Raw genomic sequence first — 13,902 nt, forward strand, 5'->3', positions numbered from 1 at the left:
AAACTGCTTCATATTTTCAAAAGTTAGCCGCATTTCCACATAAAAAATGCGGCTTAGAAACCTTGCCTTTTATCTAATGCTACGAATCCACCATCGTCCCTCCATTTACATGCAGCACCTGTCCTGTGACGTAGCTCGAATCATCTGAAGCTAAGTAAACGTAGGTCGGGGCCAATTCAAATGGCTGGCCCGCCCGTTTCATTGGGACATCGCCCCCGAACTTCATGACACTTTCCTCAGAAAACGTGGCCGGTATTAACGGCGTCCAGATCGGACCCGGCGCGACAGCGTTCACCCGTATTCCGTGATGGACCAGAGATTGCGATAAAGAACGGGTAAATGTCACAATCGCCCCTTTTGTCGCCGAATAATCGATCAACTGCTTACTCCCTTTATACGCCGTGACCGATGCTGTATTAATAATGGAGCTGCCCGATGGAAGATGTGGTAGAACGGCTTTTGTCATATAAAAATAGGAAAAGATATTCGTCCGGAATGTGTTTTCTAATTGCTCAGCGGAAATATCGAGAATGCTTTTTTGCACATATTGGACGGCGCAATTATTGACTAAAATGCTGATTTTCCCGAACGTGCCCATCACATTTCGAACAACATCTGTTGACGTTTGTTCGATGCGAAGGTCGCCGGGGATCAATAGGCATCTTCTCCCTAATTGTTCTACTCGCTGCTTCGTTTCTTCAGCATCCCGATGTTCATTTAAATAGGCAATCGCTACATCGGCTCCTTCTTTCGCAAAGGCAATGGCCACCGCCCTTCCAATCCCGCTGTCGCCTCCTGTAATGACTGCCACTTTATTTTTAAGCTTATCAGATCCCCGATAATGCGGATTTTCAGAAATTGGCCGCGGATTCATTACATACTCGAGCCCTGGCTGCACGTTTTGATGTTGAGGCGGAAAAGAAATCGGAACTGTCTTGCATTCGGTTTGGTACGAATAATAAGGATACACAGGAAACACACTTGATTCCCCCTTCCAAAATGAAGTGTGTTATTTTATTCAACTTCCCGGACGATTGCCCTTATTAAAAAAATCGATTTAATTTCCCGATAAAATACCGATATAAAACTAGCAAGGAGTGAACATAATTGATTCGGACTTTATTCATCAATTTAGCCATCATGATTTCGTTTTTCTTTATTTATCATCAGCTATTCCGTGAGTCCTTTTTATCGAGAAACTCGCCATTAAAGAAGAAAATTGCCATCGGTTGTTTATGTGGGTTATTATGCATTTTTCTTATGCAATTTAGTATAAAAGTAGGTACAGATACGAGAATCGATTTAAGACAAATTCCCGTCATGCTAGTCGCGTTATATGGAGGATGGATCCCCGCACTTGTATCCGGAGCGCTTATTGTGCTTGCCCGCTTCGCAATTGGAATAAACACTTCTTCGCTCACTGCCTTTTTCATCATGACTTTTTCATTGATCGGGTATCTAATTATCCCAAAAAAAGTAAAAAATGTGTTTAGTAGCTCTCTATACATGATCATCTACTCTAATCTTTGGTTTAGCCTTCTTATGTACGTGGCGATGGATAACATTCGAACCTACATTTATATCAATATCTTTTTTTGGGTCGTTTCGGGTATTGGGGGTTTAACAGCTGTCTATATGAACAACTACTTAAGAAAAATGAATCAATTGTTTAAAGAATATAAGACAAATTCGTTGAAGGATCCGTTAACGGGTCTCAATAACGTTAGAAGTTTTGATCTTGAAATCAACAATGCTGTCAATCGAGTGATGAAAAATAACGAGAAACTTTCAATGTTGGTGATCGATATCGATTTTTTCAAAAAGATCAATGACACCTATGGCCACATTGAAGGGGATGAAATTTTGAAGCAGGTTGGGAAACTGCTCTTAGAAGTAGCGCGGCCTTTTGATATCGTCTCAAGAAATGGCGGAGAAGAATTTACAGTCCTATTGATCGATTGCCCCCTTGATTATGCGGTGAATGTCGGAGAACGAATACGAAATAAAATTGAAAACCGCCCATTCCTGCTCCATAACGGAGAGCAACGCATTTCAATTACTGTATCCATCGGTGCGGCTACGTATCCGGACTCAACAGCGGATACCGATTGTTTGTACAGATTGGCAGATGAAGCTCTCTACAAAGCAAAAAGAAGAGGCCGAAACCAGGTGGCCGCCGCTTGAGGAACACGGTCCTGGAAAATTAGAAATGAACCCACAAATCGTTTCCAGATTTCGTGCGTTTTTGTTCGTCGTTTTCAACGGTAAGTTTTTTTATTTTGAAAGGATCTCATCGACCTTTTCCCGCATGGAAGACTCCACCGTTTTCTTGTAGCGAATCCCGAGGATGAGTACCTTGAATTGCTGAGAGCGGGACAATTGGACAAAGCGGGGCTCCTTCTTTATAAATGAACGGATGATGGATAGGCTTGTCGGATGGAATGGACCGGAATGAATAGATGGAATGTCAGGAGGCAAGTTTCTGTTCCACAAGCGGGTGATCCAATATTTCATTCCAGATGAAGTATTGCTTTCATCGATAATGCAAGGAGCATACTGATGTTTCGTCTGTTTTCGAAGGTATTCATACCTGTCGCGTCCGCTTACAATAATAAAACGGTTGTCTTTTTGATCCTTTTTCACGACTATAACATGCATGCATTCCCACATCAAACTCCGGAGCTTTTTGAGACGGTCTGTAAGCTTCACCGGTTCATCAAGCTTGATTTTTTTCAGAGGTATATATTCCACCATGAATCGCATCCTATTCCCTCCTGCCACATCATTCTGTCTTCATTTTCTTTCGATTCTCTTTCGCTTTATCTTATGAACAGAATTGGGCGAATGTCACAACTGAAGCACCATTCAAATTATCTCCCTTAAGAAATTATAAATATTTTTTGCGCTTATTTTAGCGTACCATCTATCATTTTTAGCCTCCTCAGTTCCTTTTCCAATGTCCTTAGTTTTGCAATGGAGCTGAGGAAGTAAAGGCCCCGGATTACCAGAGCCTTTCTGATGGTGCTACTTCCTCAAAAGCGTCAACATCATATGTGTTGGTTGAACTCTTATACGAGATGGTTTGTATATTATCGCCTATATTTCCTGCTGCAGCTCCTAAATAAGATTTAGCCGTACTCTTTGGATCGATGACAAGCGTGTTTCCGAAAATTACTGTTCCATCACCAACAGATGAAATTTGTATTGGAGCTCTAATATCCGAAGCCATTTCTTTCCTCTCCCGTTTTCATTTTTATTCAATTGCCTGTTATCAATATATGGACGAACATAATTCGTGTATCCGCTAAATGACTATAGTTCGGCAATCCTTTGCCTGATGATTGACCCGACTTCCTCAACGCTACCTTCACAAAAGCTTTTTTAATATCCTTCCGAAAGAAGTCTCCCACTTCAAGTGTGTGAAGGATTTGCCCAACGGTAAGTGGGAGATGAATTTCAGTTAGTCGCAGCTAAAATGTTTACGAACAAATGTTCCTGTTTGATCATATACTGTTCCTGGAACCCGGGTGACCATTGGATGTTCTTACTTTATCAAATACCAACGATCCAATTGCGCCAAAAATCCCGATCCCAATTGCAGATGTGATTTCTACTGTATCTGTAATTGTTCCTTGAGTAAGAAGTATGTAGATTATAAATCCATACCCCCATCCCAATAAAGCAAAAGCTACACTTATTCTGTAAGTCATTTACCAACCCCTTCTCCAACCTCTCCGTAAAGCGTAACTTAAAAAGAAGCAATATGCGCATTTGGCAGGAGGGAATGACTTGCGGTGATCGAAATAAATATAGGAACGATTTTCCTATTGCTAAAAGGAGGCAAAAACTATGCGTGAACAAATATTGAAAATCAATAAAGTGGATATTTGTGCAGAAAGCTTTGGAAACCATAAGGACCCTGCTGTGCTTTTAATCATGGGAGCAATGTCTTCATTAGACTGGTGGGATGAAGACTTCTGCCTCCGGCTTGCTGATCGGGGAAGATTTGTCATTCGGTACGATCATCGCGATCTTGGACGATCCGTCACTTATGATCCTGGCACTTCCAACTACACCATAACAGACCTGGCTGATGATGCGGTTGGAGTCCTGGATGCTTATTCCATTGAGCAGGCTCATATCGTTGGAATGTCCATGGGCGGTTTGATTGGCCAGATTCTTGCCTTAAGATACCCGGAGCGCATACTTACGCTCACTCTAATTGCCTCAAGCGTGTTCGGAACAGAGATGGAAAAGCTTCCTCCAATGGACCAGCGCATACTGGATTACCATGCGAAAAGCGCTTCTTTAGATTGGACCGATCGGGAGGCGGTCATTTCCTATCTGGCAGGCGGATGGAAAACGTTAAGCGGCTCCAAACCTTATGAGCAGGCAAGAATGTATAAATTGGCGGAAAGAGAGGCATCCCGCGCCAGACAGCTGCCGAGCAGATTTAATCATGCTATGCTGCAAGGCGGAGAAGAGTACTACGATAGAATGGGCGAGATCAGCGTACCTTGCCTCATTATTCACGGCACAGAAGATCCGGCCCTGCCATTCGAGCACGGGCTTGCTCTTGCAAAAGCCATTCCCCACGCTGAATTAATGGCTCTTGATGGATCAGGGCATGAGATTCATAGTGAAGACTGGGACTCCATCATCAACTCGGTTGTAAAATTTAGTTCACGATAAACGAATGAGCGGAAATCTAACTTCCATAGAAAACCTCGAAAAACGGCTGTAATGGCTGAATTCGGGGTTTTGTTGTTATATGGCTTCACGATTTTCATGATATCCCCCCATTCCACACAGAACATATGTTTTATTTTCCAGTATTAAACGAACATATTTTCGCATATAATACAGATAGAGTTCTTAATTTGTCGTAAGGAGATGTGTGAGATGAGGGATAGGGTCATTTTCCTCGTAGATATGCAGTCATTTTACGCCTCTGTTGAAAAGGCGGATAACCCGAAATTAAAAGACAAACCCGTCATCGTATCCGGGGATCCCGAAAGGCGAAGCGGCGTTGTTCTCGCCGCCTGCCCGCTCGCTAAAAAATGGGGCGTTGAGAATGCATCCCGGCTCTGGGAAGCGCAGCAAAAATGCCCGGATGCGGTTATCGTCCGGCCGCGAATGCAGCGATATATCGATGTCTCCCTGCAAATCACTGAAATTTTCAACCGCTTCACTGATCTCGTTGAACCTTATTCCATTGATGAACAATTTTTAGATGTGACCGGAAGCCAAAGATTATTTGGAACGCCACGGGAAATTGCGCAAAAACTTAGAACTGCGGTAATGAATGAAACCGGCATTAATGCTCGGGTCGGCATGGGCCCAAACAAAGTGCTGGCCAAGATTTCGTGCGACAATTTTGCAAAGAAAAATAAAGATGGGATTTTCGAACTTAACCATTCCAACATGAAAGAAAAAATGTGGCCGCTGGCGGTCGGCAAAATGTTCGGTGTAGGAAGCAGGATGAATCATCATTTTTTGCGGATGGGGATTCGGACGATTGGGCATTTGGCGAATTTCCCTTTAGAGTTGCTTAAGAAAAAATGGGGGATCAACGGCCAAGTATTATGGCAAATTGCGAACGGGATCGATGATTCGCCAGTCACCGTCAAGACACATGACCAGCAAAAAGCGATCGGCCACCAAATGACCCTACCAAGAGATTATGGAACGCTGGAAGAGATTAAAGTCGTTTTGCTTGAACTCTGCACTGAAGTTGCCCGGCGCGCACGTTTTAAAGGATACATGGGAAGCACTGTTTCAATGGGCGTCAGAGGCACAAGCTTTGATTTTCCCACCGGCTTCCACCGGCAGATTAAATTAATGTCACCAACGAATTTTGATTTAGACATTTATCATGCAGCCGAGAAACTGTTGCTTACCCATTGGGACCGCCAACCTATTCGAAGCCTCGGGGTAACGTTGTCGCAATTGCAATCCTCCGAGAACGTCCAGTTGAATTTGTTTGATTATCATCTCAACAAAGAAGAGCTCAACCGGGCATTGGATTTGGTGTATTCAAAGTATGGAAAAACGGCCATTGTCCGCGCTTCCTCCCTGCTTGCAGCCGGGCAGGCATTTCATCGGGCAAAAAAAATCGGCGGGCATTATAAATAACAAAGATGAGACAATGAATGAACGATAAGATGAAATCGGAATCGTTAAATGGACGATTCCGATTTGCCGTTTTTTAGGTGATCGGCTGATAAATATTTAAAAGTGGCTGATATTTGGCATAAACCGGCTGATAAATATTTAAACTTTTATGCTCTATATCCTTATCGGACACCCGCACCGGCGGCTCCTATACCGGCTCCTCCCGCACTAATAGCGCCTGCGCCAGCAGCACCAATGCCGGCTCCGGCCGCACCTGTTCCAGAACCAGTTGCACCGCCGATAGCACCAGTAGTGACTGGCGGTTGTGGGGCAAATTGCCCGGGCCCAAGAACCGGGGGATCGACACTATATATGGAACCAGGCAAAGCACACGCTGCACAGGGGTACGTGACATGCGCTGGTGGAATAGGCTGAGGGTGGTACCATGGATACCAGACAGGAAACGGATAGGCGAATGGATAGAATTGACGTAATTCCTCTAACCGCCAAAGTGGATGAAATATCATTTTCCCTTCTCCTTTTTTTAAGTTGTCATATCAAAATATGATGAATGATGAAATTTGCTCCATCCGCTTTCCCACATCATGATTCCGTTTCCGGTAGCTTCACTTGTTCCGCTTCCTTTATTAGCTTAATCATCCAATATTACCCATTTGAATTCAATGAAAAAAGGCATACAAAAAATGTATACCTTTGAAGATCCGTTTATTCTGAACAACAATGGCTTTATAACGTGAAGGCTCATACCCGAAACCGCTCAATGGTTCCTTTCAGCTTTTCCGCTTGATCCCTCAAGTGCAAGGCGAGCTGTTCGACGTTTTCCATGACGGCGGCCTGCTCCTGGGTTGCTGCTGTCACTTCTTCGGCGCCAGCCGAAGTTTCTTCGGCAATTGCCGCGACCTCCTGGGATTGGCGGGAGGTTTGATGAATACCATCCATTTGTTTATCAACGAGGCCGGTAATGTCTTTCACTTTAGATGCAACTTCGTGGATCGTTTTTGTCATTTCATCGATCACTTGATTCGTCTGTGTCCCTTTTTCTGCCTCAAGATTGGCCGCTTCCACTTGTTCCTTAATTTGCTTAACGACACTTTCCACTTCTAGCTGGATATTTTGAATGAGTTCAGTAATGCCTTGAACCGCTTTTCCGCTTTCATCCGCAAGTTTGCGCACTTCCTCGGCTACGACAGCAAATCCTTTCCCGTGTTCACCTGCCCGGGCCGCTTCGATCGATGCGTTTAACGCAAGCAAGTTCGTCTGCTCCGCGATATCCCCGACTAATTGGATAATTTGCTCCACCTTTTTCGCATGTTCCTTTAAGCGATTGACCGCTTCCAACGAATCTTGATTGCCTTTTGCCAGCCGTTCAATTCCGCCCACAAGCGAATGGATGACTTCCTTACTTTCGTGCAGCTCGTCCAGCATCGTAGCTGAAACATGTTCTGAGTCCCTTGCTTTGCTTTGCACTTCTTCGGCAATTCGTGTAATGTCTTCCACCGATTCAGCGGTCGTTTGAATGGCGATGGCTGACGATTCCGCTCCTGCCGATATTTCACTAATCGTTTTTGCGACCGTATCCGCTTGTTCGGCCGCCCTTGTAGCCCTTTCCGAAATAATGATGACATTCTCATTCGTCTCTTCAAAGTTCTCTTCAATCGTTTGCACCATTTCCCGCAAGTTGGCCAACATTTCGTTAAAAGCGACGCCTAATGAACGAATTTCATCATCTGTTTTATGAAGCTCCACATCTTCGCGAATATCTCCATTGCTCGCCCGAATCGCGGCCTGCTCTAAACGCTTTAGCGGTTTTACAATGAAACCGGCCACAAGGAAAGCTAAAATTCCCGACCAGATGATGCCAAGAGCCAATGTAGCAATCGTAAACGCCGTTTCATTCGTATTTGGAAAAAAATAAGGATGGATGACATAAATAAAAAAGATGCTTGTCGAGTATGTAATTAACGCCAATATGGATACGAAAATCAATAGCTTCTTCCTTAAGCCCAACGTATAACGCTTCTTCTCCAACATTCACAGTTGTCTCCTTTCATTTTTCAATAGCCGCTCACTCTTTATATCGGAGAAGTTTACTAGTTTTCCAATCCTTTTTTACTCCAAAAAGCAATTGTCAGCATTTCGCCATATAAAGGAAACAATTTAAACATTGCTTCCTTATACCCTTTTTAGGTACTTACGTTAAAGGCAAACAGTCTTAGCTCTTCAGGATCATTGGGAAGTTGGATGAATCTTTCAAACTTCAAGCCTATTTTTTCGAGTAACCTGGCCGAAGCATGATTATCTTGAGTCGTGATTGCTACGATGCGATTTAGGCCTAATGTATCTTTCCCATATGCTATTACCGCAGAAGCAGCTTCATAAGCGTAACCTTTTCCCCAATACTTCGGGAGAAAGGCAAATCCAATATCCACGTCTTCTAAGGAGTCTCTTTTTACAAGTCCGCAAATTCCGATCGGCAGTTGATCTTCCTTTCGCTCAACCAAATAAAGACAAAAGCCGAATTGTTCATACATGCGAACCGGTCCATTTACGATATAGGCACATGCGTCCTCTACTGTTCTTAAGCCGCGATCACCTATATACCGCAGCCAGGAAGGATCATTAACTAGCTCAAGGATAAACTCTGCATCATCAGTTGTTTGTAAACGAAGGGTCAGTCGTTCCGTTTCAAAAACTTTCATAATAAATTCACGATCCTTTCAGCATTGAATCTGATCTTTCATACCGATTATTTTACTAATTCATTTAGATTATTTCTTTTTAACATCTTACATATTTGCGTTTGAAACCAATCCTCCCTCTAACCATTTCTTTTTGAATACTTTCGTAAGCGTTCAGGAAACTGCTCTTTTTCTTATCCCGCTTGACTTCTACTGTACCTACTTCCTTTGCGGTCTCAACTGCCTTTTCATGTAGCGGCAAATATGAAACCCCAACAGTGTATAGAAAATTATTCATAGCGGATTTCGTTCGTTCTGGCGATTCATGAATCCTATTTTTCACGCTATCAAGCATATTGGAAATCTTACTTTCGGAAAATTCATTGTCCTTGCGATTCCCTAAAAGCCAGCAGTAACAACTCCATCCCGCTGACATTCTCAGCTCATCACCGCTTACTATCCATTTATCAGCAACATCTTGTGCAATATCTGATTCTGATAAAGTGACTGCCACTACATAATCAGAAAGCATATAAAAATACGCTTCATCCATCCAACGATTATAATCCGATTCAGTCATAGCATTTGGATCTGCAATAATACCTGCAAAATACATGGCATCGTAGTTACCTGTCGCATAGAGCTCTTCGGCCAAACGTTGATTTATTTTTATTTTCTTTGCGATTGGTTTCATAGCACCTGTAGCCACGCCAAAAAGCGGCTCACGCGCACCGTTGGACATGTATATTTTTTTAGTTCGTTCCTTACCAAGGGCTTCAAGCTCCTGCATAACTGTTTCGAAATCCATAGTTTTTGCACTTCCTTTTTTAATATATAGACCCCATTGAAAGCAACTAGTGCCCCTTCACCTAAGAAAGTTCTTATTTTCAAGAATCAATTTTCACCTGTAAAAAAGATAAGAAGATGGAAGCAAAAAACACATCAACTTCTCCAGTAGTGGTGCTATTTTCATGGCATTTGGACAATAAACAGTTGATTTCCGACAATAAATCGAATCCATCGGACAATAAAATGAGTCTATTTTTTACTTATTGTCCAAAAGTAAAATTTTATTGTCTAAACTGGATGATTTATTGTCCAAATAAAAGCACTTATTGTCCGAGAACGAAATCATTTTAAATGATGTAACAATTTGTGATCGTTTTTCCTCATTTCACAGATCTCACGGGGAGTTCTATTATTGAAATCCAAACTTTTTTCTAGAAGGGGCACTAGTTTATATTTTTTCATTTTACCATTCATCATGTTCATTCTGTCCCGTTACCGCCATAAAAAAGTCGCCGAATCGGGGCTTTTAAAAATTAATCTTTTTATCCTGGGAAAGCCTCATTTTTAGAGACGCGAATCATTTCACGAGGAAAATACTTGTTAAAATAGTTTTCCACCTTTACATGGATTTCTTTTTGATACCACCGGGATAGCCCGTGTTCTTGGAATAATTGCGGCATTCCTAATCTCTCTGAACGTTTACCCATTAAGCCATCACCAATGTTTAACGTATCAATCCAAAAATGGTCTACGATTCCATCCAATATTTTTGGGAAATCAGGGGTAAATGGCAGAACAGGAGAAATTGAAGCCTGGGTTGGTATTCCTGCATCATGAACTTCCTTTAAGGCTTTTGTCCGTAATTTAATTCCAGGCGCATATGGAGCAAATATCCGCTTGATATCTTCCCTGTCTGTTTCTACCGTCATGGATACAAGGACATCGCATGTTTCTTTTAATTTTACTAACAAGTCAATATCTCTTGTAATAAGTGGACCTCGTGTTTGGATTTGAAGAAAATCAGGCGGTGTTTCAATCATTTCTTCTAATATCCCTCGTGTAATGTTTGCTTTCCGTTCAATTGGCTGATAAGGGTCTGTCGCCGAAGACATAAAGATGTTTATAGGATTCTTTTTCTTGCGAAGTTTTATCATTTCTTTTCGGTAATTTTCTGCTGCGTTTGTCTTTATGTCCACCCATTCTCCCCACGGAATTTCCTTGAATCGTTGAATTGGCATTTCCCTCACATAACAATACGTGCAAGAAAATGCACAACCGCTATACGGATTTAGCGAATGAGTAAATCCAACATCCAAATAGCCCTTTGCTTCAGTAAGGATTTTCTTTGCGAGTATTTCTTTTATTTCAATCCCCATTTGGAACGCTCCCTCTCTTCATCGTTCACCTCAATCATTAAAAAATAGAGAAAGGCTTCTATATTGTTTTTTATTATGCTTGATCCGCAGCAAAAGAGAAAGCAATTGGACATTGCCATGACCGAAAGAAGAATGGATCATGCCTATGTCTTGTCAATGCATTGTATCATTCATGGAACAATTTCAAAAACAGTACCTTGATTGAAATCAGTCACTTTCATAGAGCCATAAACTCCTAAATATAGCCTGGTTTGATCCAGATTCGTTCCCAAACTAACATAATAAGCGGACCCGGATCCAAAGTGATCATCGGTTTCAATCATACTATAATCATTTCGCTGACCATCTGCACTTGCCCTGGTATAAGCTAAAACTCCTCGAACAGGAGGTCCAGATTCCTTCCGGGCAAAATCGGTAAACACAACACTTCCCGCTAAATCGGGGATGCTATTCCCCATATAAGCCTGCACTCCTGTAAGTGCAGTTCCGCCAAACTTATCGGGTCTTTGATCTTTATGAAAATAACTGGTTAAAGGCTGAAGACGCCTCGCTGAAGTGTTTACCGCCTCATCATAATAGGCAATAGTTTTCTCATCCAAAGCCGGATTTGAAGAGCAGCCCCTTATAAACGAAGTAGGAAAAGAACCTTCCCAGCCTCGCCAGCCAAAGTTAACCAATCTTTCGTTAGATCCTGTTGAATATTCTCGAATAAGCCGAGGAACCGGGATTGGTTGATAATGTATAAATGAAAAAATCGACTCTTCCAAATCTTGTCCGACTATTCCCACATATTTGATGTATTGATGATAAAACCTTTGAAATGAAATGCCTGGTATATTCCGTACCCCTTTGGCAATGACCGTAAGCGTTTCCTGGATAGGCTCGGGGAGTTCATGAAAACGTGTGACTACAGGAGGATTATCGATAAATGTATTCTTTTCTACATCTATTTCAATGATTTTGCCTGCGATTTCCATATCATCCTGACTTAAATTAAATGGATCATATCCTGATCCCCCATCTCCGGTTGTGAAAATAAGTTTTCCCGTTTCAGGTGAAAAGTTTAAGCTATTGACACCATTATGATTAAAAAATGGCCTTCTTATGTTAAGCAATGTCCTCCGTTTTTGAGGCTGGCCATTGGCTTGTAACATCCATTCTTCAACGGTATCAATATGGTCATAGTGAGTTTCTCTATTTGTCCACCTCATGTTTAATGTTCTCGGATCACACGGGTCAGGCTTAAAATGTTCAGAAAGAGCACCGGGACCCTGTGTTCCCGCTACAGAATAATGAAGATAAAACAGACCGTTATAATAAAATGCTGGATGAAACGCCAGGCCCAGCAATCCCCTTTCATCGTATCCGCCACTAGAAACACCTGGTTCAGAAGTGCCTAGTTTGATGATTCGCGGGCGAATATCTAAAAAGGTCCTTACACTTCCGTTTCCTATGTAAAAAATCTCTCCTACCTGTGTTGCAATAAATAATCTTTCAATTGAATCGCCCGGAAGTATAGTTGTTTTCAAAACAGTGGGCAAATTGATCTGACTAACAATGGGCTGCAGCCGAACTTTCACTTTTATCAACCACTTTACACCCTTTCATTGTTTTCTTTTATAAGAATATGATTGAAACAATTCTATTAGTAACAAACCGGGACGACATAACTTGAACCCGTTAGATTAAAAAAATGTACCTTTTTAGCAAAAAGCCAAAGGTACACTTTTGTGTCAGTATTTTCTTAATGACCTCGAATATACTAATCATTTAGTCCCTTTCCAGCAAGAATTTTCTCCATACATTTTTCAATCCTTGACTGTCGGGTTTTGGATTGTTTCGCCCCCGAAAAATGAAGAATGTATGCTCTTTGCCGTCCCGGAGTCAATGCTTCAAAAGCCGTTTTTAAGGCAGGAATTTCCTCGAATTTAGTTTCAAGTTCTTCAGGAATGATCCATTCTGTATTCTTTTTCACTTCCAAACCAGCCTTTTCAACTTCAATAGCTTCATAAATATAGGCTTTCAAGATGGGTTCCATTTCAACTATTTCTTGAACATTTGTAAACCGAATCTGGCGCGCCGCCTGCACATTCTCCGTTTGTTGGACTAGAATTCCATGGGGATCCTTCAACAAAGCGCCTTTGTGAAACAGAAGCGCGCAATATTCTTTAAACCCATGAATTAAAACGATATTTTTGCCCTCATACATGTAACAAGGATGCATCCACTTAATATCTTCGGTCAGGCCACAATCAAGAACGATATTTCTTAACGCCTCAAATTCTTCTTTCCATTTTTTGGGTTTTTTTATAAATCCATCAACCTTACGACTTTTTCTGCTATCTGTCATCAGAACACCCTCTCTCCACTATTTCAATCAGCTGACAGCAAAGAATAATTCATGTTCCATTTATTTTATTAGCATCAACCTTATATAAAAATTCATACTCATTTGGAAAACTTCCTTGCTCTTTCGCCGGGATATCTTAATAGTTAAATATCATCAGGATTGGTCGGATAACCTAACTCTCCCATTAGAAGCGCTAAATCCTTACTATCTGTGGTTGCAGCCTCTCTAATCATGCTTTCAGTTTTCCTCCTCCTACGAGTAGTCCCTGTGCTGGCTAAACTATTATTCGCTATGTCGATGGCTGTTCCTTTTTTGAAAAGGCAATTTTTCTTTAAGTTTCTTTTCTATAGCTAACCTGCCCCTTCTAGAAAAATAGTTTGGATTTCAGTAATCGAACATTCGTTATTTTAAGAACTCCTCGTTCGATTTGTGAAATGAGGAAAAACGACCACAAATCTAAAATTATTTTGTTCTCGGACAATTAGTGCTCTTATTTGGACAATAAATCATCCGTTTTAGACAATAACCTCTTACTTTTTGACAATAAGTAAGAGGTTATTGTCCGACTGAGGCC

At 41.7% G+C, this 13,902-nt stretch carries 13 protein-coding genes; 3 read left to right on the top strand and 10 right to left on the bottom strand.

Annotated features, from left to right (window positions below; genetic code table 11):
* Positions 1-79: 79 nt before the first annotated feature.
* Positions 80-979 (bottom strand): SDR family oxidoreductase, encoded by a 900-nt coding sequence (locus tag WD019_RS12070; RefSeq protein WP_425711656.1) that lies wholly within the window; start codon positions 977-979, stop codon positions 80-82.
* A gap of 128 nt (positions 980-1,107) precedes the next feature.
* Between WD019_RS12070 and WD019_RS12075 the strand changes: the two genes are divergently transcribed.
* Positions 1,108-2,184 (top strand): diguanylate cyclase, encoded by a 1,077-nt coding sequence (locus tag WD019_RS12075; RefSeq protein ID WP_425711657.1) that lies wholly within the window; start codon positions 1,108-1,110, stop codon positions 2,182-2,184.
* 90 nt (positions 2,185-2,274) lie between these two features.
* Here the strand turns inward: WD019_RS12075 and WD019_RS12080 are convergent, their stop codons facing one another.
* Positions 2,275-2,763 carry a hypothetical protein gene (locus WD019_RS12080; protein ID WP_425711658.1) on the bottom strand — a complete coding sequence of 163 codons (489 nt, stop codon included), beginning with the start codon at positions 2,761-2,763 and terminating at the stop codon, positions 2,275-2,277.
* A gap of 238 nt (positions 2,764-3,001) precedes the next feature.
* Positions 3,002-3,229, bottom strand: a complete 228-nt coding sequence (locus WD019_RS12085; protein ID WP_035350779.1) for a spore germination protein — start codon at positions 3,227-3,229, stop codon at positions 3,002-3,004.
* A gap of 620 nt (positions 3,230-3,849) precedes the next feature.
* On the opposite strand from WD019_RS12085, the gene WD019_RS12090 reads away from it, so the two are divergent.
* Together WD019_RS12090 and dinB are read left to right on the top strand one after the other, a co-directional pair.
* On the top strand, positions 3,850-4,692 hold the full coding sequence (locus tag WD019_RS12090) for an alpha/beta fold hydrolase (RefSeq protein ID WP_425711659.1): 843 nt from the start codon (positions 3,850-3,852) through the stop codon (positions 4,690-4,692).
* Positions 4,693-4,902: 210 nt separating this feature from the next.
* Complete coding sequence (gene dinB, locus WD019_RS12095) at positions 4,903-6,135, top strand: DNA polymerase IV (protein ID WP_425711660.1); 1,233 nt, start codon at positions 4,903-4,905, stop codon at positions 6,133-6,135.
* 161 nt (positions 6,136-6,296) lie between these two features.
* Here dinB and WD019_RS12100 read toward each other — a convergent pair whose 3' ends face one another.
* From WD019_RS12100 to WD019_RS12130, 7 genes are all read right to left on the bottom strand, one after another.
* Positions 6,297-6,641: a hypothetical protein gene (locus WD019_RS12100; protein ID WP_425711661.1), complete on the bottom strand. Its 345-nt coding sequence runs from the start codon at positions 6,639-6,641 to the stop codon at positions 6,297-6,299.
* 235 nt (positions 6,642-6,876) lie between these two features.
* Entirely contained in the window at positions 6,877-8,166 is a 1,290-nt protein-coding gene (locus WD019_RS12105) for a methyl-accepting chemotaxis protein (RefSeq protein WP_425711662.1), read from the bottom strand.
* Between the two features lie 152 nt (positions 8,167-8,318).
* Positions 8,319-8,834: a GNAT family N-acetyltransferase gene (locus WD019_RS12110; RefSeq protein ID WP_425711663.1), complete on the bottom strand. Its 516-nt coding sequence runs from the start codon at positions 8,832-8,834 to the stop codon at positions 8,319-8,321.
* Positions 8,835-8,913: 79 nt separating this feature from the next.
* Entirely contained in the window at positions 8,914-9,621 is a 708-nt protein-coding gene (locus WD019_RS12115) for a DNA alkylation repair protein (RefSeq protein ID WP_425711664.1), read from the bottom strand.
* A gap of 523 nt (positions 9,622-10,144) precedes the next feature.
* The gene (locus tag WD019_RS12120) at positions 10,145-10,978 is read right to left on the bottom strand and encodes an SPL family radical SAM protein (RefSeq protein WP_425711665.1); all 834 of its coding nucleotides are present in this window, start codon (positions 10,976-10,978) and stop codon (positions 10,145-10,147) included.
* 170 nt (positions 10,979-11,148) lie between these two features.
* A complete protein-coding gene (locus WD019_RS12125; protein ID WP_425711666.1) occupies positions 11,149-12,567 on the bottom strand; it encodes a PQQ-dependent sugar dehydrogenase in 1,419 nt (472 codons plus the stop codon).
* Between the two features lie 173 nt (positions 12,568-12,740).
* A complete protein-coding gene (locus WD019_RS12130; protein WP_425711667.1) occupies positions 12,741-13,328 on the bottom strand; it encodes a YdeI/OmpD-associated family protein in 588 nt (195 codons plus the stop codon).
* Positions 13,329-13,902 lie beyond the last annotated feature (574 nt).

Origin of the sequence: Fictibacillus sp. Mic-4 (genome assembly GCF_049843615.1) — a bacterium.
GTDB classification, from domain to species: domain Bacteria; phylum Bacillota; class Bacilli; order Bacillales; family Fictibacillaceae; genus Fictibacillus_A; species Fictibacillus_A gelatini.

What these genes read in the sequence shown, in the direction of transcription:
- WD019_RS12090 (WP_425711659.1), top strand. Translation starts at nt 3,850, where the DNA reads ATGCGTGAACAAATATTGAAAATCAATAAAGTGGATATTTGTGCAGAA.
- WD019_RS12105 (WP_425711662.1), bottom strand. Translation starts at nt 8,166, where the DNA reads ATGTTGGAGAAGAAGCGTTATACGTTGGGCTTAAGGAAGAAGCTATTG.
- WD019_RS12085 (WP_035350779.1), bottom strand. Translation starts at nt 3,229, where the DNA reads ATGGCTTCGGATATTAGAGCTCCAATACAAATTTCATCTGTTGGTGAT.
- WD019_RS12080 (WP_425711658.1), bottom strand. Translation starts at nt 2,763, where the DNA reads ATGCGATTCATGGTGGAATATATACCTCTGAAAAAAATCAAGCTTGAT.
- WD019_RS12120 (WP_425711665.1), bottom strand. Translation starts at nt 10,978, where the DNA reads ATGGGGATTGAAATAAAAGAAATACTCGCAAAGAAAATCCTTACTGAA.
- WD019_RS12115 (WP_425711664.1), bottom strand. Translation starts at nt 9,621, where the DNA reads ATGGATTTCGAAACAGTTATGCAGGAGCTTGAAGCCCTTGGTAAGGAA.
- WD019_RS12130 (WP_425711667.1), bottom strand. Translation starts at nt 13,328, where the DNA reads ATGACAGATAGCAGAAAAAGTCGTAAGGTTGATGGATTTATAAAAAAA.
- WD019_RS12110 (WP_425711663.1), bottom strand. Translation starts at nt 8,834, where the DNA reads ATGAAAGTTTTTGAAACGGAACGACTGACCCTTCGTTTACAAACAACT.
- WD019_RS12100 (WP_425711661.1), bottom strand. Translation starts at nt 6,641, where the DNA reads ATGATATTTCATCCACTTTGGCGGTTAGAGGAATTACGTCAATTCTAT.
- dinB (WP_425711660.1), top strand. Translation starts at nt 4,903, where the DNA reads ATGAGGGATAGGGTCATTTTCCTCGTAGATATGCAGTCATTTTACGCC.